This window comes from Lutibacter sp. (genome assembly GCF_013041805.1).
Lineage (GTDB): Bacteria > Bacteroidota > Bacteroidia > Flavobacteriales > Flavobacteriaceae > Lutibacter.
The window spans coordinates 19768-37456 of record NZ_JABDRI010000011.1 but is presented as its reverse complement, the minus strand read 5'-3'; the positions used below and the strand labels follow the sequence as shown (position 1 = coordinate 37456).

The window sequence follows — 17689 nt, the reverse complement described above, 5'->3', positions numbered from 1 at the left end:
ATTCATTTAGTTTAAAATGTGATCAAAACTATACGATTTTAGCTGAAAAAGAACATTACATACCAGCTGAAGTACAAGTTAAAACAAACTCTGAATCAAATGCCAATTTAGAGAAATCAATTGCATTAACCCCCGAAAAATGCACTCAAATTTTAGCTGGTACACTTATAAATAAACAAACAAAAAAATTAATTCCAAATGCCATAGTTACAATTTTTAAAGATGATGTAATTCTAAAAACGATAAAAACAAATATAAATGCACAATATAGCTTTGTTTTAGATTGTAGCAATGAATATAAAATATTCGCTTCTGCAGAAAATTATCTTGATGAAAATGTTACGATTAAAACGTCAACAGTTTATAATGAGGTATTAGATAAAGTGCTTAGCCTAGAACCAAATGCAGAAATTGTAACGTCAAGAGGTCAAAAAATGATTAAAACTGGGACTATTTATTTTGACTTAGATGATGATGCAATTCGTAAAGATGCTGCCATAGAATTAAATAAAGTTGTAAATTTATTAAAAAATAACCCTGCTATTAAAATTGAAATTATATCACATACCGATAGTAGAGCTCCCGATACTTATAACTTAAATCTATCGGAAAGAAGAGCAAGTTCTGTATTAAATTATATAACTTCAAAAGGTATAGATAGAAATAGATTATCCAGCAGAGGTTATGGCGAAACACGATTAATTAACAAGTGCTCAAATGGAGTTAAGTGTACTGAGGTCCAGCACCAAATGAATAGAAGAACAGAATTTATAATAATTGATGAATAATATTTTAAAACCTGATATTGAGTTTGATGATTTTAGTAAAGTTGACTTTAGACTAGGAACTATTATTAATGTTATGGATTTTCCAAAAGCTCGAAAACCTGCGTATCAACTCACAATTGATTTTGGAAAATTAGGAATTAAAAAATCTAGTGCCCAAATTACAGCTATCTATACAAAAAATGACTTGCTAAATAAACAAATAATAGCAATTGTAAATTTCCCAAAAAAGCAAATCGCTAATTTTTATAGCGAATGCTTAGTCCTTGGCTTTGAAAACAATCAACAGCAAGTTGTACTGATACGAACATCAAAAACCAACTTAAAAAACGGTACGAAAATTAGTTAATTACATTTCTTTAGCAAAAAATATAGCATTCATTAACAACTTATTTGTTCCATACCAAAATGCTCTAAAATTAGTATTATCTGTAAAAACCATCACTTTACCTTTCCCCATATTTTTTACTTGAAATGGAACTGTATTTTTTAAAACCTCTAAATTAGGCTTTGAAATATAACCACTCAAAAGAGGGTTTGCTGTATATTTAATTGGATTATTATAGCTACTACTATCTGGTTTAATAAATATTTTAGTTCTCCTAAACATTGGTAATTTATTACTTTTATAACCAAAATTTATCGGATGTGACCTATCTAATTTCGTTTCAAAAATAGACCCTCCTATTACTTGAGCTCCTGAAAAATCCCGTTTTTGTTCAAAAGAAACATCTTTCGCATCAACTTTTACAGTTGCATAATCTAGTTTAATAAACTTATTTGAAGACAACCATTTGACAGCATTTTTATAACCTATTAGTGTACCTCCATTTGATACCCAATCTTTTATTTTTTTTAGATTTGTATCAGTTAATTGTAATCTTGAACTTGGTAAAATAATAGTCGTATATTTTGAAAGATCTACCCTGCTTAAATAAGACTCATCTAGCTTTGTAATATTCATTTCATAACGTTGATCAAATAAATGCCAAATTTCACCAGCATCATAGGAAGTTACTCCATTACCTATTATCATTGCCACCTTTGGTGTGTTAATAATTCTAAATTGATTACTTCCTAAATCAATTCCATTATTAGTTAACCCAGTATTTACTCCTTTTATCGTAACACTAGCACTTCCAGCAATTTCATTTAAAATGGTAAATAATTTATCTTGATTATACTTTTGATTTTGAACTGAGATTAAAATAGTTCCATAATCATAATTTATTCCTTCTAAAGAAAATGGTTTCATTCCAACTTTAGCTCTAATTCCTTTCTGTAAAATTTTATTTAATACTTTTGGTGTATAATACTCATGCCACTCCATTAAATACGCATAGTTACTTTTTGAAGTAACTTTACCTTTAACAGGCTGTAAGTCTGAAACTATCTCACCAATATTAGCAGTTGATTTTAAAGATTCATAATCTAAATTAAACGCTAAAGGAAAGGTCCAAGCCGAAATATCATAAAATAAACTATCTTCAAATTTAGTTTGAGTATTAAACATTGCTTTAATAAGCTTATAGTTTTTTTGATTTGTTGGAACTATAAAACTACTCTCTTCATTAAATTTTTTCCCATTTAATAACAAATCTGATTTTGGCTTATAAAAATTAATTTTATGTCTTTTTAAAATCTCTGCTAAATGATACGTTTTAGCAACATCTTTATCATCTCCAAAAACAATTGCTTTTACTTGATCTTTATCAGCTTCTTTCGATGCATTCTTATAAAATCTGCGCTGATATTCTAGCAATTTTTCGCGCATACCATTTGACGCTTCTAGTGTAGAAAGTGCCGCTGTAAATTGGTTTCTAATTGTAAATGGGAATGTTAAAACTCCGTTTATAGTTTCTTGTGCATGCCCTCTTGAACTACCTTGTTCAAATAAAATTCCTACACCTCCATTTACATCAGGATACGTAGAACCTTTTCCATAGTAGAAATCATCAAACGCCTCTTCCGTAAAATATAAAGATCCTATTTTGTCTAATGCCTTCGCATGATAAGTTGCAATTTCTTTAGTTAAAATTTGGTTTTCTTTTGGAGTTAATGGATTCACTCTGGATTGAATACCAGGTTGAAAAAAGAAAGTGGAGTTACTTCCCATTTCATGATGATCTGTTAACACATTTGGCATCCAATTTCTATAGCTCTCAATTCTTGCTCTAGATTCTGGCAACTGGACTGGCAACCAATCTCTATTCATATCAAACCAATAATGATTTGTTCTTCCTCCTGGCCAAACCTCATGAAACTCTCTATCATTTGAATCTGTATTGTTATGCTTACTTTTATTGGTATTTGCCCAATAAGTGAATCGTTGTAACCCATCTGGATTTAAAGAAGGATCTAATAAAATAACGGTATTATTTAATAAATTTTCTATTTCATTACCTTCAGCTGCTGCTAAATAATAGGCTAAAACCATTCCAGCATTAGCACCGCTTGGTTCATTTCCATGAATTGAAAACCCTTGATATACAACCACAGGCATTTCAGATACTACCAATTGAGAACTCTCATTGGCTAAAGATAATTTTAAATGTTCTTCCTGTATTTGTTTAATATTCGAATGGTTCTGAGGTGAAGTTATCGTTAAAAGAAGTAAAGGTCTTCCTTCGAAAGTTTGTCCTCTATCCTCTAATGAAATTCTATCAGATGAAGCAGCTAGAATTTTTAAGTATTCAACGAGCTTATCATGAGTTACGTGCCACTCTCCTACTCTAAAACCAATAACACTTTCGGGTGTAGGTATCGTTTTGTTATAGGTTGCGTTTTGAGGTAAGTAATAAGAAAGTTCAAATTGATTTTGAGCTGATGTTACTAAAGAAAATAATAAGGCAATTAAGAAGGTGATTTGTTTCATTATAGTTTGATTTTTAACAAATATATATATTTAAATATAACCGAATGTAACACAAATCAAATTTTCTATAAATATCATTTCAATGAGATAAATACAAACAAAAAGGGATTTTAATAAATTAAAATCCCTTTTCTAAATAAAAGTACCAGCCATAGTACTTTTACTATTTTATAAACTAGCTAAACTTGCTTTTAAAGTTTCCACTTTTGACAAAGCATCCGCCTCTTTTTGACGTTCAATTTTTATTACTTTTTCTGGCGCATTATTAACAAAACGCTCATTGCTTAGTTTCTTTTGTACTGATTTCAAGAAGCCTTCAATATATTTTAATTCTTCTTCTAGCTTCAACTTTTCAGCCTCAAGGTCAATAGCATCTCCCAAAGGTATAAAATACTCATTAGATTTTACCCTAAAACTAAGTGCTCCTTCAACTTTGTTCGAAACATAGTTTATTGATGATAAATTTCCTAATTTTTGAATAACCGCATCAAAATCATTAGTAATATTATCATTGTTTAATACTGAAAATTCAATTTGATCTTTAAATGCAATATTTTTTTCTTTTCTAATATTTCTAATTCCTGAAATTACTTCTGAAGCAAATTTAAAATCATTTATCAATGAACTATTTACTTCTTTGGCTTTTGGATATTCTGAAATAATAAGGGCTTCTTCAGGAGTTCTTTTGCAAATTTCTTGCCATATTTCTTCTGTTATAAATGGCATATAAGGATGTAATACTTTTAAATTATTTTCTAAAAAACTAATTACAGTAGCATACGTTTGTGCATCAATTGGTTGCTGATAAGCAGGTTTTACCATTTCTAAAAACCAAGAAGAAAAATCATCCCAAACCAACTTATAAATACTCATTAAAGCTTCACTAATACGATATTGATCAAAAGATTTTTCTAAGTCTTCCAGCGTTTGCTGAAATTTAGCTTCATACCAAGAAATGGCAATTTTGGTAGATTGAGGTTGCTCAATTTCTTTTGAAACTTCCCATCCTTTAATTAAACGAAAAGAATTCCATATTTTATTTGAAAAATTTCGTCCTTGAGCACATAGTTCTTCATCAAATAACAAATCGTTTCCTGCTGCAGAGCATAATAACATTCCAACACGAACACCATCAGCACCATATTTATCCATTAACTTAATTGGGTCTGGAGAATTACCTAATGATTTAGACATTTTTCTACCTTTATTATCACGTACAATTCCTGTGAAATACACGTTTGTAAATGGCTTTTCATTTCTAAATTCGTAGCCTGCAAAAATCATACGAGCAACCCAAAAGAAAATAATATCAGGTCCTGTTACTAAATCATTTGTTGGATAATAATATTTTATTTCTTTATTATCAGGATTTCTGATTCCATCAAAAACTGAAATTGGCCATAACCAAGAAGAAAACCATGTATCTAAAGCATCAGGATCTTGAGTTAAATCAGTTGATGTTAGTTTTTTTCCTAATTTCTCTGAAGCAAGGTTAGTCGCTTCTTCAATTGTAGAAGCAATTACAAAATCGTTAACACCATCTCCGTAAAAATAAGCCGGAATTTGATGTCCCCACCAAAGCTGACGAGAAATATTCCAATCTCTAATATTCTCTAACCAGTGACGGTACGTGCTATTATAATGTTTTGGAAAAAAATGAATTTCTTCATCTTCTAAAACTGCTTTTAAAGCAGGCTCAACAATAGTTTCCATTTTTAAAAACCATTGTGCAGAAATTTTAGGTTCAATAACTTCTTTTGTTCTTTCAGAAGTTCCTACTTTATGTATATGCTGCTCAATTTTGACTAAATAGCCTAAACTTTCTAATTCTTTTGTAATTTCTTTTCTAACAACAAATCTATCTTTTCCTTCATAATGCAATCCATAAGAATTTAAAGAGGCATCATCATTAAAAATATCAATAACTTCTAAATTGTGCTTTTCACCTAAAGCTTTATCATTTTGATCGTGTGCAGGTGTTACTTTTAAACAACCTGTACCAAATTCAATATCAACATAGTCATCTTCAATAATTGGAATTATTCTATTTGCAATAGGCACAATTGCCTTTTTACCTTTTAAATGTGTAAAACGTTTGTCGTTTGGGTTGATACAAATAGCTGAATCCCCTAAAATAGTTTCAGGTCGTGTAGTTGCAATTGTTAAGACATCATTACTACCTTCAATTTTATAATTTACATAGTATAAATTTCCTTGCTTTTCTTCAAAAATTACTTCTTCATCAGATAACGTAGTTTTTGCTGAAGGATCCCAATTTACCATTCTGTATCCTCGATAAATTAACCCTTTATTATATAAATCAATAAAAACTTTATTTACAGCTTCACTTAAATCTTTATCCATGGTAAATTTAGTGCGTTCCCAATCACAAGATGCTCCAAGCTTTTTTAACTGTTCTAAAATTATCCCTCCGTGTTCATCAGTCCATTCCCACGCGTGTTTTAAAAACTCATCACGCGTTAAATCTGATTTATTAATTCCTTGCGTCTTTAATTTAGCAACAACTTTAGCCTCTGTAGCAATAGATGCATGGTCAGTTCCAGGAACCCAACAAGCGTTAAAACCTTTTAGCCTAGCCCTTCTAATTAGTACATCTTGAATCGTATTATTCAACATATGTCCCATATGTAAAACGCCTGTTACATTTGGTGGTGGAATTACAATTGTGTATGGCTCTTTTTCATTTGGAGTAGAATGAAAATAGTTATTTTTCATCCAGTAGTCATACCATTTATTCTCTATATTTTGAGGATTGTATTTTGTAGCTAAACTCATTTTGGTCTAATATTTGTAATATAATTCGCAAATGTACAATTATAAGAGATAACATAAAATATTTTGAAAGCATAAAAAAATAACTAACTTTACACTTTAAATACCCAAATTATGAAAAAAATTATGACATTATTATTTATTGGTTTTATAACATTCTCAATAAATGCTCAAGAAAAAGAAGTTGTTCAAACTGTTCAAGACCCTAATGCACCTGGAATTGAGTTTGAAAATGAAATGATTGATTACGGAAAAATTGATTTAAATGCTGATGGAGTTCGTGTTTTTAAATTTAAGAATACTGGTAAATCTCCTTTGGTTATTAGCAATATAAAATCTAGTTGTGGCTGCACGGTTCCTAAAAAACCAACAGAACCAATTATGCCTGGTGAAACTGGTGAAATTGAAGTAAAATATGATACTAAAAGACCAGGTGGTTTTTCTAAAATGATTACAGTATCATCAAATGCTCCTGGAGCTCCAATAAGATTGCGAATTAAAGGAATTGTTTTAAAGCCTGAATCTGTTATTCAAAAGGCTAAATCAACTATTTCATCAAAATAAAAATATTGTTTTGTATAAAAAAGACTTTCTTCGATAAGAAAGTCTTTTTTATTTTAACATGTTTTCTAATTCGAACTGGTATTCGTAGTCTTTACCATTTCGTTCAATCACTAGTTTAATTTTTTTGTTTTCTTTCTGATAGAATTTTTCAACAATTTCTTCGAGTTTTAAATTGTAGGTATATTTTCCATTAATTTTAATTACGATATCATTTTCCTGCAAACCAGCTCTATATGCAGGGGAACCTTCTCTTAATTTAAATATTTTATAGGTTGGCTTAAAAGTGTACTTATAATTATAATTCAAGACAACGCTACTCTTCATAACTCCTTCTTCTTTATTAGACAATACAATATTAGAGTAATCTTGTTCTTTTACTAATAATTTCCCATTATAGGCAAGTTCAATTCCGCTCATGTTATATCTAAAAGGTTCTTTAAATGAAGTTCCTTTTCTTAGAGTAATTATCTCATTTTTATAATCAAAAATAACGATAAAACGTTTTAATATACTTGCACCTATACTTCCATTTCTACTTTTAAATTGAAGAGCGTTTGCAATTGAAATAGAATCAGGAAATGAAACAGTTGGGTTACGTAATTCAAATTTCCCTAAAACCAACCCTTTTATAAAAGCTCTTTTACCGTGAATGGTTCCACTCAAACCTTCCCCCAAAAAATCAATAAAAAACTTTTTAGGGACTACAATATTTGGGTGTGTATTTTCAAATAACCACATCGCATCACTTCCACCAGAATCAATCAATAATTTCACTGGTGTAATTTCGTTTGTTAAAGGATCTAATTTTGCACCAATATTTATATAAGGCTTTAATTTGTATAGTTCTAAATTAAACGTTTCGCATTTCTTACATTTTTTGTAGTTGTATGATTCTGGTTTATAAAATGTAACCTTTTTTAAATTATAGTTAATTTTAATTACAAAATCTTTTAAAATCTCATAACCAATAATTCCATGTATAGTAAGCCCAAGTTTTGAAGATAAATCAAAACTATCATCAAAAACAACATACAAGTTTTGATTTTGACTAACAATATTTTTAAAACTAAACCTATTATTTTTAGATAGGATAGCATCAATGGCTTCTTCACTTCCTAAACCTTTTAACTTAATTTTTTTTACATTATTAAGCTGCAATGAATCCTTTGTATTAATGTTGAACAAAATAGTTGCACCTACTCCAGAATCTAAAATAAAATTTAACTCTTTACCATTCACCTCAATTGGAAAAACAATTAAATTATTCATTAGTTTAAATGATACCACTTGTTTTGTTGCTTTATTAGTTAATGTAAATTTACTTTGCGAAAAACATACATTCGACCAACAAAAAAAACAAATCACATATATAAAATGTCTAATATTTCTATCCAAAATTATTTTACAATTTAATTTAGAGTAAACTACAAAAAAGGTTTATGCTAGCATAACTTTTATGAAAACTTTAACCAACAACATTTAAATAAAAAATCGCTAATTTTAAAATATATTTCGCAATTTTGTGGTATCAATTATAAATCAAATTATAATGCCAAAAATATCTCATAAGGGTAAAAAGATGCCTGAATCACCAATAAGAAAATTAGTTCCTTTTGCTGAAAGTGCAAAAAAAAGAGGAGTTAACGTTTTTCATCTAAATATTGGTCAACCTGATATAAAAACACCAGATATTGCGCTAGAAGCAATTAAAAACAATACGATTGAAGTTTTAGCTTACAGTAGATCTGAAGGATCTGATGAATACCGACAAAAACTTGCAAATTATTACCAACAACACGATATAAATGTTGCTGCTAATGAGATTATAATTACTACGGGAGGATCTGAGGCATTATTATTTGCAATGGGTAGTGTTTGTGATCCTGGTGATGAAATTATTATTCCAGAACCATTTTATGCTAATTACAATGGATTTTCAACAGCTTCAGGAGTTCAAATTGTTCCAGTAATTTCAAAAATTGAAGATAATTTTGCACTACCTCCTATTGAAGAATTCGAAAAATTAATTTCTTCAAATACCAAAGCAATATTAATTTGTAATCCAGGAAATCCAACTGGTTATTTATATTCGAAAGAAGAAATTCAAAAACTGGCTGAGATTGTAAAACAATACGATTTATTTTTAATTGCCGATGAAGTATATAGAGAATTTGTATACGACAATGTACAACATCAATCTGTATTAAGTAATTTTGGGCTAGAGGAAAATGCTATTATAATTGACTCTGTATCAAAAAGATATAGTATGTGTGGTGCCCGCATAGGCTGTTTAGTTTCAAAAAATAAGGATGTAATAAGTACAGCCCTAAAATTTGCACAAGCTCGTTTAAGTCCGCCTACATTTGCTCAAATTGCTAGTGAGGCAGCTCTAGAAACTCCACAATCTTATTTTGATGAAGTAACAGTTGAATACAAAGCTAGAAGAGATCTTTTAATCTCAGAATTAGGCACAATTGAAGGCATCAAGGTTGCATCTCCAAAAGGTGCTTTTTACTGTGTTGTTGAACTTCCTGTTGATAATGCCGATAAATTTGCACAATGGTTACTTGAAGATTTTAATGTAAATAATGAAACTGTTATGGTTGCTCCAGCTGCAGGTTTTTATTCTAGTAAAGGTTTTGGAACAAAACAAATTAGAATAGCATATGTTTTAAAAAAAGAAGATTTAATCGCTGCAGTTAAAATTTTAAAAGCAGGAATTACAGAATACAACAAACATTAATTGAATATTCAAGAAAACATATCTTTAAAGAAATACAACACGTTTGGCATTGAAGCGAAAGCAAAACGTTTTGTTACAGTAAATACTGTAAAAGAATTAAATGAAATCATTTCGCTTGAAAAAGATGTTTTTTTATTAGGAGGAGGAAGTAATATGCTACTAACTTCTAATATTAAAAAATTAGTAGTTCATATAAATTTAAAAGGAATTATTGTTAATGATACTTTAAAAGACGAAGTATTAGTAACAGCTGAAGCTGGCGAAAATTGGCATGAATTTGTGCTTTGGTGTATTTCTCAAAATTATGGCGGATTAGAAAATTTATCTTTAATTCCTGGGAATGTTGGCACATCACCTATACAAAATATTGGCGCTTATGGTGTTGAAATTAAAGATACTTTTCATCAATTAGAAGCCCTTGAAATTAAAACTGGAAATATAAAAACTTTTAAGAATGAAGATTGTGACTTCGGTTATCGAAATTCTATTTTCAAAAATGAATTAAAGAATAAATACATTATAATTAATGTAACTTTTAAACTCACAAAAAATAAACATAAAACCAATACTTCCTACGGAGCCATATCTACACTTTTACAACATAAAGAAGCGCCGACAATTAAAGATATTTCAAATGCTGTTATTCAAATAAGACAAAGTAAATTACCTGACCCTAAAGAAATTGGAAATAGTGGTAGTTTCTTTAAAAATCCGATAATAGATGCTATTTCTTTTAATACTTTAAAAGAAAAATATCCGAAAATTCCATATTATGTTGTTTCTGATACTGAATTTAAAATACCTGCTGGTTGGTTAATTGAGCAATGTGGCTTTAAAGGCAAACGTTTTGGTAATACGGGAGTGCATAGTAAACAAGCACTTGTTTTAGTAAATTATGGCAACGCAACTGGACAAGAAATTTATAGTTTAGCTGAAAAAATTCAGAAAAAAGTTAAAACTATTTTTAATATTGACTTGGCGATTGAAGTAAATATAATTTAAATTGTTACTTCTAACAATTTACAATATTTAGAGAATAATGTTACTTTTTTAGCAATTGATGGAATCAATATTGTTTCTCCAAGACGAATAGTTTCCGTAGCACTAAAAATTTTAATTTCAGCACTTCCCTCCACACACATAAAAATAATAAACGAATCTATTTGGGAATAATCAAGTTCTGTTTTTCCTTTTAAAGGAATAAAATTAGTTTTAAAATATTCACAAGAAACAACTTCATTTAAAACATTTTTCTCTTTGGTGTACTCTCTTTTTGCTTCAACGTTATCACTTAAATTTAAAGCTTCAATAGCAAGTTCCGTATGTAACTCTCTTTCATTACCTTCATCATCAACTCTATCAAAATCATAAATTCTATACGTAATATCTGAGGTTTGTTGAATTTCTGCTAAAACCACACCTGATCCAATTGAGTGCACAGTTCCAGTTTCTATAAAAAAGGCATCACCACTTTTTACATACACTTCATTTAAAACAGGCACTATATTTTTATCTTTTAATAAAGATATATATTGATTTGGAGTTAACTTTTCCTTAAAACCTAAAATCAATCTTGCAGTTTCCTCGGCCTGCATAATGTACCACATTTCAGTTTTTCCAAAAGAATTATGACGTGCTTTTGAAAGTTTGTCATTTGGATGTACTTGAACAGATAAATCTTTTTCTGCATCAATAAACTTAATTAATAGAGGGAAATTATTTCCAAAATTAGCATAGTTATTTTTTCCAATTAAATCAGATTTATAGTTTTCTAATAACTCCCTTAGAGAAGTATCTTTCAAAACTCCGTTTGAAACAATAGAAACTGATTCATCAACATCAGAAATTTCCCAACTTTCCCCAATATTTTGTAAGTCAGATTTTTTATTGAATTGAGTTATTAATTTGGTTCCTCCCCAAATTTTTTCTTTTAATATTGGTTTAAATTTTAAAGGATAATTTAACATTAATTAATAAGCTCTTTTAAAGAATTAATTACATAATCAATCTCTTCAATTGTATTAAACTTACTAAATGAAAATCGAATTGACGTTTTGTTTGCTTCATTTCCTGTGAGAAACTCATTTAATACATGAGATCCTTTGTTACTTCCACTTTGGCAAGCACTACCTCCTGATACTGCAATTCCTTTAAGATCTAAATTAAAAAGCAACATTGGGTATTCCTTAGGGAATCGAACATTTAAAATAATATAGCTACTTGAATTTTCATCTTGTGAGTACCCGTTAAATTGAATTCCTTCAAAATTCTTTTTTAACTCCTGAATAAAGTAGCTTTTTACTGCTTGAATATATGTTGATTCTTCCTTCAAATTATCACAAGCAACTTGAAGTGCCTTTTCCATTCCTAGAATGCTATGTAAATTTTCTGTTCCTGCTCTAGCTCCTCTCTCTTGCTCACCTCCATGTAAAATTGGATTGATACCAAAACCTTTTTTAATATAGGCAAAGCCAACACCTTTTGGACCGTGAAATTTATGAGCACTCGATACAAAAAAATCGATTGGAGTTTGTTCAACATCAATTTTAAAATGACCAATTGCTTGCACAGCATCTGAGTGAAATAATGCATTATTCGAAACACATAATTCCGAGACTTTTTTAATATCTAATAAATTTCCAATCTCATTATTTACATACATTAAACTAACTAATACTTTTTCATTAGTTTGTTGAAGTAATTCTTCCAAATGGGTATAATTAACTCCTCCTTTTTCATCTAAATCAACCCAATTAACATTTATCTTAAACTCTTTGACAAGATTATCTAGCGTATGTAAAATGGCGTGATGCTCAATTTTTGATGAAATTATTGTAGTTACTTTTAAATTTGTCACCGCATTTCTTAAAATTAAATTATCGGCTTCACTAGCACCAGCGGTAAATATAATTTCATTTGCAGCTGCATTAAACTGTTTTGCAATATTTTTTCGAGCCGTTTCAACCAGAGATTTTGATTTTCTTCCAGTTTGATGAGTGGAAGATGGATTACCATAATAATTGATCATTGTTTCTGTAATTACATCAATTACTTCAGGTAAAATTGGAGTTGTAGCGGCGTTATCTAAATAAATATTTTTCATCAAAAACAAAAGTAATTAAAATAGTTGGTATCATTTAACGTTGAATTACTTAAAACTCTTATTTTTGCTTTGAAAATTCTGAATAAATGAAAAAATTAATAACACTTTCTATCGCTTTCTTATTATTATCGTGTAACGACGGAGATTTTGATGTTCCTATATTTGAATTTACATCAGATGTTGCAAGTTGTGGAGAATATATCTTATATATTTCAAATGATAGTAATACTGAAGTTTTAGCATTGAATTTAAATACAACACATATTAATAGTAACTTGGGTGAAAAATCACATACTATTTCTTCTTCAATGGTGAATTATAGAATTTTTGATGAAGGAATTGATAGTAATTATTTTTGTGCTTCTATCCCTCCGTCCTCTCCAAATATTGTAAAGGAATTAATTGCAGAAAGCGGAATAATTAATATAACTACAAGAGAGATAATTACAAACAATGTAGTAACAGGTTATAATTACACTATAACATTTTCAGAGTTATTATTTAACGATAATAATGAACGTATTCTCTTAGAAAGTCTAGACTTTGGTGAATTTATTTTGAACCTTTAGAATTCTGATAAATATAAACTTCAGTTGCTCCTAAACCATATTTTTGAAAAGAAGCTTCGTACCATTTTACATTATAGTTTTTAAATAAATATGATAATTCCGTTTTTAGAACACCTGCGCCGACACCGTGAATAAAAACAATTTTAGGAATTCTATTTTTAATTGCAAATTCTAATTTATGCTTTGCTTCATTAATCTGAATATTTAACATATCATAATTATCCATACCTTTTGAAGACCTTGTTAATTGGCCAATATGTAAATCTACTTCCATTGGAGGTAACTTATCTTGCCTATTAGCAGTTTTAAATTTCGGTGTATTCTTTTTTGATGTTGTATGATTTATTTTTTCTAATAAGCCTTCATTTGAAATATCACTAAACTTTGAAAGCTCTTTTTGACTCTCTTTTATTACAACAAGCTCTTTAGGTAAAAAGTCGAAAGGAAAACCATCTTCGGTTTCAATTACAATTTTATCTACAGCAACACTAATAACTTTACCCTTTATAACATCATCTAGTACAGCAACAACATCTCCTACTTTAAAATCCATTTTTTTACAATTTATTTACGTTATGGGTTATTAAAAACTTTTTCTTAACTTTTATTTAATTTTAAAAAAATAACAAAGCAAAGTTATAATATTATTTTTGTCGAAAATAGAATAATGATACAAACTGTGGCAACAAATACTAAACATTTTTTTGAACAAGCACTAGTCAATTTAAAAATTGATTCTACAAGAATGAATTTACTTGATAAAATAGCTTTAAAAATTGTTGATGAACTTAAAAATAATACTCCCATAAACCTAAATTATATTTGTACACATAATAGCAGAAGAAGTCAATTAGCGCAAGTTTGGAGCTTTTATGCTACACATTATTTTAAAATTCAACATATTCATAGTTTTTCAGGAGGAACAGCTGTGACTTCATTTCATAGAAATACTGTTAAAACACTTCAAGAAGTTGGATTTAAATTTCAACTTTTAGAGTTTTCACATCAAAACCCAGAATATTTAATAAGCTATAAAAATAGTATAAATACCATTATTGGCTTTTCTAAGCTTTACTCGGACACACACAATAAAAAACCATTTATAGCAATTACTACTTGTTCAAATGCCGATGAAAATTGCCCATTCATTCCAGATGCAATTCAACGCTTTCACCTACCTTTTAACGATCCTAAAGATTTTGACAATACATTATATAAAACTGAAAAATATTTAGAAACGAACAAACAAATAGCTGGTGAAATTCATTATATTTTTAATTTAATTAAAAAATCTATCTAATATTTTTTTGTAAATTCGTCTTATCAATTTTAATCAAAACTTTAAATTAGAAAAAGATGGATCAAACGCAACCAAAAAATTATCTTGTTGAATCAATTTTAGTAACCATATTTTGTTGTCTTCCTTTTGGAATTGCTGGAATTGTATTTGCGTCACAAGTAAATTCAAAATTCGCATCAGGAGATTTCGAAGGAGCTCAAAAAGCTTCTTCCGATGCAAAAAAATGGATGAAATGGGGATTATTTTCAGGTATTACAATAGTTATTTTATACGCAATTTTTGTGTTTTTAATTGGAGGAGCAGCTATTATGGGAATGGGAGATTTTTAATCAAAACATTCTATGAAAATAAAACATATAGGAATACTATTTTTGGCAGCAGGAATAGTATTTCTTTATTATTATGTGAATCCAAGTGATGTAAACTTTTTCCCTAAGTGTCCTTTATATGTTACTACCGGTATTTATTGTCCAGGTTGTGGCAGTCAAAGAGCAACTCATCAACTTTTACAATTTAACTTATTAGGCGTTTTACAACAAAATATATTATACTTTGCCGGTATAATTTTAATTGTATACCACGTTATTGTAACTTCATTAAATTTATATGTAAAAAAGAATTTCTACAATTATTTATATCATCCTAAAACTCCTATTATAATTTTAATTGTAGTTATTATTTATTGGATTTTAAGGAATATTCCTTACTACCCTTTCAATATGTTAGCTCCTAATTAGTATTTTTGACTAGGAAGTTCTATTTAATAAACTATAAAATTGTATTAAATAGAAAACACTCGTTTAATTTAATAAACGAGTGTTTTAGCTAGTTGGTAGAAATTAATTCAATCAATCTATAAGTTTTAGAATTTTAGCTTGGTAAAATACTAAAAATCTATAAAAACCAAATATTAATTGGATATAAAAATAGTAAATTTTTAGCCTTAATTCAAAGAAAGTTATTAACATTCAAGTCATTAAATATAAATACTTCAATATTTAATAGCTTGTATTACATTATCTACAATCAGCAATAAAGTAACTTTTTTAACATTTTCAACATTCAAAAAATAAGTATATTTGCATTATAAATTTTTATAAATGAAACTTATTTTTATTACTATAGGATTATTAAGTTTGGGTATCGCTGGCTTAGCAATAAAACTTTGGCTTAAAAAAGATGGTAAATTTGCAGGTACTTGCGCAAGCCAAAACCCTCATTTAAATAAAGAAGGTGAATCTTGTGGATATTGCGGGAAAATTCCTGATCATCAATGCACAAGAAAATAATAAATGACTGAATACTTATTTATTACTTTTATCGTAGTTTTTTGTATTCAATTTATATATTATATTTTTATTTTTGGTTTCTTTTCTTTTAATAAATACAAACCATTAACAAGTAATTTTGATCAACCTGTTTCTGTACTGATTTGTGCTAAAAATGAAGCTCAAAATTTAAGTAAACATCTTCCATTATACTTAGATCAAGATTATAAAAATTTTGAATTAGTTTTAATTAACGACTGTTCGACTGATGCTACATTAGAAATTTTTAGAAAATTTAAAGAAGAAAATCCTTCACAAATAAAAATTGTTGATGTTATAGCCAATGAACAATTTTGGGGAAGTAAAAAATATGCCCTTACACTAGGAATTAAGGCTGCAAGCTATGAACATTTGCTTTTTACAGATGCAGATTGTAAACCTGGCTCTAAAAATTGGATTAAAGAAATGACTTCATTCTTTAATGAAAAAAAACAACTAATTTTAGGCTATGGCGCTTATGAAAAGGTTGAAAATTCTTTATTAAATAAACTTATTAGATTTGAAACACTAGTAACAGCTATTCAATATTTTTCATATTCAAAAATTGGAATTCCATATATGGGTGTTGGCAGAAATTTAGCCTATACTAAAACTAAATTTTTTAGTGTTAATGGTTTTATAAATCATATGAAAATTAAATCTGGAGATGATGATTTATTTATCAACCAAATTGCTACAAAAACTAATACTACTAATTGTATAAGCCCTAATAGCTTTACTGTATCTGCTCCTAAGCTCACTTTTAAAGAGTGGATTCAACAAAAAAGAAGACATGTTTCAACTGCTTCACATTATAAAAATTTTCATAAACTTTTATTAGGACTTTTTTACAGCACTCAACTACTCTTTTGGACTATTAGCCTTATTTTATTTACTACTTTATACCAATGGCAGTTCGTTTTAATTTTAGTTCTTGTTCGTATATTAATCCAATATAGTATTATTTGGACTTCTGCAAAAAAACTAAATGAAAAAGATTTAGTACTTCTAGCTCCATTTTTAGAGATATTTTTAATTGTCATACAAATGTCTATCTTTATAAAAAATCTTATATCAAAACCGACACATTGGTAAAAAAGAATATTGAAATTACAGATTTAATTGAGAAAGCTAGAAAAAAGGATCAAAAAGCTTTTAATACGTTATTAAACACCTATTGGAGTGATGTTTATAAATTTCAATTTTTAAAAACTGAAAATGAAGATGAAGCTGAAGATATTACTATAAAAACATTTTCAAAAGCATTTGATAAAATTCATTTATACAATGAACGCTACAATTTTAAAACTTGGCTAATTTCTATTTCAAAAAATATTTTTTTAGATCACCTGAGAAAACAACGTACCGAAACAATCTCGTTAAACAAAAAAGAATCTGAAGCTTATAAAATTTCTGATGAAACTCCTTCTGCTGAAGATCAACTTATTATTGAACAAAATTTAGTTCAATTAAGAAATTATATTAAAAAGTTGAAACCTAACTATCAAGAAATTATAAACCTTCGATATTTTAGAGAAATGAGTTATAAGGAAATTGCAGATACTCTAGATGAGCCTATGAATAATGTTAAAGTAAAATTGTTAAGGGCTAAAAAATTATTAGCAGAAATAATTAAAAAAACTTCATAAA

At 28.4% G+C, this 17689-nt stretch carries 18 protein-coding genes; 12 read left to right on the top strand and 6 right to left on the bottom strand.

Features of this window, described 5'->3' with window-relative positions:
- On the top strand, positions 1-788 hold a 788-nt coding region (locus HKP59_RS01020; RefSeq protein ID WP_291802681.1), incomplete at its 5' end, for an OmpA family protein.
- A complete protein-coding gene (locus HKP59_RS01015; protein WP_291802680.1) occupies positions 781-1134 on the top strand; it encodes a tRNA-binding protein in 354 nt (117 codons plus the stop codon). The genes HKP59_RS01020 and HKP59_RS01015, both read left to right, overlap by 8 nt.
- On the opposite strand, the gene HKP59_RS01010 is transcribed toward HKP59_RS01015, so the two are convergent.
- The gene (locus tag HKP59_RS01010; RefSeq protein ID WP_291802679.1) at positions 1135-3660 is read right to left on the bottom strand and encodes a M14 family metallopeptidase; all 2526 of its coding nucleotides are present in this window, start codon (positions 3658-3660) and stop codon (positions 1135-1137) included.
- A gap of 168 nt (positions 3661-3828) precedes the next feature.
- Positions 3829-6456 (bottom strand): valine--tRNA ligase, encoded by a 2628-nt coding sequence (locus HKP59_RS01005; RefSeq protein WP_291802677.1) that lies wholly within the window; start codon positions 6454-6456, stop codon positions 3829-3831.
- 111 nt (positions 6457-6567) lie between these two features.
- On the opposite strand from HKP59_RS01005, the gene HKP59_RS01000 reads away from it, so the two are divergent.
- Entirely contained in the window at positions 6568-7017 is a 450-nt protein-coding gene (locus HKP59_RS01000) for a DUF1573 domain-containing protein (protein ID WP_291802676.1), read from the top strand.
- Positions 7018-7065: 48 nt separating this feature from the next.
- Here the strand turns inward: HKP59_RS01000 and HKP59_RS00995 are convergent, their stop codons facing one another.
- Positions 7066-8286 (bottom strand): PDZ domain-containing protein, encoded by a 1221-nt coding sequence (locus tag HKP59_RS00995; protein ID WP_291802675.1) that lies wholly within the window; start codon positions 8284-8286, stop codon positions 7066-7068.
- Between the two features lie 280 nt (positions 8287-8566).
- On the opposite strand from HKP59_RS00995, the gene HKP59_RS00990 reads away from it, so the two are divergent.
- Together HKP59_RS00990 and murB are read left to right on the top strand one after the other, a co-directional pair.
- The gene (locus HKP59_RS00990) at positions 8567-9760 is read left to right on the top strand and encodes a pyridoxal phosphate-dependent aminotransferase (RefSeq protein ID WP_291802673.1); all 1194 of its coding nucleotides are present in this window, start codon (positions 8567-8569) and stop codon (positions 9758-9760) included.
- Positions 9761-10762, top strand: a complete 1002-nt coding sequence (murB, locus tag HKP59_RS00985; protein WP_291802672.1) for a UDP-N-acetylmuramate dehydrogenase — start codon at positions 9761-9763, stop codon at positions 10760-10762. It abuts the gene before it with no gap.
- On the opposite strand, the gene HKP59_RS00980 is transcribed toward murB, so the two are convergent.
- Both HKP59_RS00980 and HKP59_RS00975 read right to left on the bottom strand, forming a co-directional pair.
- Positions 10759-11727, bottom strand: a complete 969-nt coding sequence (locus HKP59_RS00980; RefSeq protein WP_291802670.1) for a type I phosphomannose isomerase catalytic subunit — start codon at positions 11725-11727, stop codon at positions 10759-10761. The genes murB and HKP59_RS00980 overlap by 4 nt on opposite strands.
- Complete coding sequence (locus tag HKP59_RS00975) at positions 11727-12863, bottom strand: cysteine desulfurase family protein (RefSeq protein WP_291802668.1); 1137 nt, start codon at positions 12861-12863, stop codon at positions 11727-11729. Before HKP59_RS00975 ends, HKP59_RS00980 begins: the two co-directional genes overlap by 1 nt.
- 86 nt (positions 12864-12949) lie before the next feature.
- Here HKP59_RS00975 and HKP59_RS00970 point away from each other — a divergent pair, with 86 nt between their 5' ends.
- The gene (locus HKP59_RS00970) at positions 12950-13432 is read left to right on the top strand and encodes a hypothetical protein (RefSeq protein WP_291802667.1); all 483 of its coding nucleotides are present in this window, start codon (positions 12950-12952) and stop codon (positions 13430-13432) included.
- Here HKP59_RS00970 and HKP59_RS00965 read toward each other — a convergent pair.
- Positions 13416-13985, bottom strand: coding sequence for a DNA mismatch repair protein MutS (locus HKP59_RS00965; RefSeq protein ID WP_291802665.1), 570 nt, complete (start codon positions 13983-13985; stop codon positions 13416-13418). The genes HKP59_RS00970 and HKP59_RS00965 overlap by 17 nt on opposite strands.
- A 114-nt stretch (positions 13986-14099) precedes the next feature.
- Between HKP59_RS00965 and HKP59_RS00960 the strand changes: the two genes are divergently transcribed.
- The 6 genes from HKP59_RS00960 to HKP59_RS00935 all read left to right on the top strand — a co-directional run bounded on the left by HKP59_RS00960 (position 14100) and on the right by HKP59_RS00935 (position 17688).
- Positions 14100-14732 (top strand): hypothetical protein, encoded by a 633-nt coding sequence (locus HKP59_RS00960; protein WP_291802663.1) that lies wholly within the window; start codon positions 14100-14102, stop codon positions 14730-14732.
- A gap of 56 nt (positions 14733-14788) precedes the next feature.
- Entirely contained in the window at positions 14789-15061 is a 273-nt protein-coding gene (locus HKP59_RS00955; protein ID WP_291802661.1) for a CD225/dispanin family protein, read from the top strand.
- A gap of 12 nt (positions 15062-15073) precedes the next feature.
- Complete coding sequence (locus HKP59_RS00950) at positions 15074-15469, top strand: DUF2752 domain-containing protein (protein WP_291802659.1); 396 nt, start codon at positions 15074-15076, stop codon at positions 15467-15469.
- 363 nt (positions 15470-15832) lie between these two features.
- On the top strand, positions 15833-16021 hold the full coding sequence (locus HKP59_RS00945) for a membrane or secreted protein (protein WP_291802657.1): 189 nt from the start codon (positions 15833-15835) through the stop codon (positions 16019-16021).
- A gap of 3 nt (positions 16022-16024) precedes the next feature.
- Complete coding sequence (locus tag HKP59_RS00940) at positions 16025-17134, top strand: glycosyltransferase (RefSeq protein ID WP_291802654.1); 1110 nt, start codon at positions 16025-16027, stop codon at positions 17132-17134.
- An 8-nt stretch (positions 17135-17142) separates the two neighbouring features.
- Positions 17143-17688 carry an RNA polymerase sigma factor gene (locus HKP59_RS00935; protein ID WP_291802684.1) on the top strand — a complete coding sequence of 182 codons (546 nt, stop codon included), beginning with the start codon at positions 17143-17145 and terminating at the stop codon, positions 17686-17688.
- Position 17689 lies beyond the last annotated feature (1 nt).

Bases quoted from the DNA above. Each gene is read 5' to 3' on its own strand.
- HKP59_RS01015 (WP_291802680.1), top strand. From the start codon at position 781: ATGAATAATATTTTAAAACCTGATATTGAGTTTGATGATTTTAGTAAA.
- HKP59_RS01010 (WP_291802679.1), bottom strand. From the start codon at position 3,660: ATGAAACAAATCACCTTCTTAATTGCCTTATTATTTTCTTTAGTAACA.
- HKP59_RS01005 (WP_291802677.1), bottom strand. From the start codon at position 6,456: ATGAGTTTAGCTACAAAATACAATCCTCAAAATATAGAGAATAAATGG.
- HKP59_RS01000 (WP_291802676.1), top strand. From the start codon at position 6,568: ATGAAAAAAATTATGACATTATTATTTATTGGTTTTATAACATTCTCA.
- HKP59_RS00995 (WP_291802675.1), bottom strand. From the start codon at position 8,286: ATGAATAATTTAATTGTTTTTCCAATTGAGGTGAATGGTAAAGAGTTA.
- HKP59_RS00990 (WP_291802673.1), top strand. From the start codon at position 8,567: ATGCCAAAAATATCTCATAAGGGTAAAAAGATGCCTGAATCACCAATA.
- HKP59_RS00980 (WP_291802670.1), bottom strand. From the start codon at position 11,727: ATGTTAAATTATCCTTTAAAATTTAAACCAATATTAAAAGAAAAAATT.
- HKP59_RS00975 (WP_291802668.1), bottom strand. From the start codon at position 12,863: ATGAAAAATATTTATTTAGATAACGCCGCTACAACTCCAATTTTACCT.
- HKP59_RS00970 (WP_291802667.1), top strand. From the start codon at position 12,950: ATGAAAAAATTAATAACACTTTCTATCGCTTTCTTATTATTATCGTGT.
- HKP59_RS00965 (WP_291802665.1), bottom strand. From the start codon at position 13,985: ATGGATTTTAAAGTAGGAGATGTTGTTGCTGTACTAGATGATGTTATA.
- HKP59_RS00960 (WP_291802663.1), top strand. From the start codon at position 14,100: ATGATACAAACTGTGGCAACAAATACTAAACATTTTTTTGAACAAGCA.
- HKP59_RS00955 (WP_291802661.1), top strand. From the start codon at position 14,789: ATGGATCAAACGCAACCAAAAAATTATCTTGTTGAATCAATTTTAGTA.
- HKP59_RS00950 (WP_291802659.1), top strand. From the start codon at position 15,074: ATGAAAATAAAACATATAGGAATACTATTTTTGGCAGCAGGAATAGTA.
- HKP59_RS00945 (WP_291802657.1), top strand. From the start codon at position 15,833: ATGAAACTTATTTTTATTACTATAGGATTATTAAGTTTGGGTATCGCT.
- HKP59_RS00940 (WP_291802654.1), top strand. From the start codon at position 16,025: ATGACTGAATACTTATTTATTACTTTTATCGTAGTTTTTTGTATTCAA.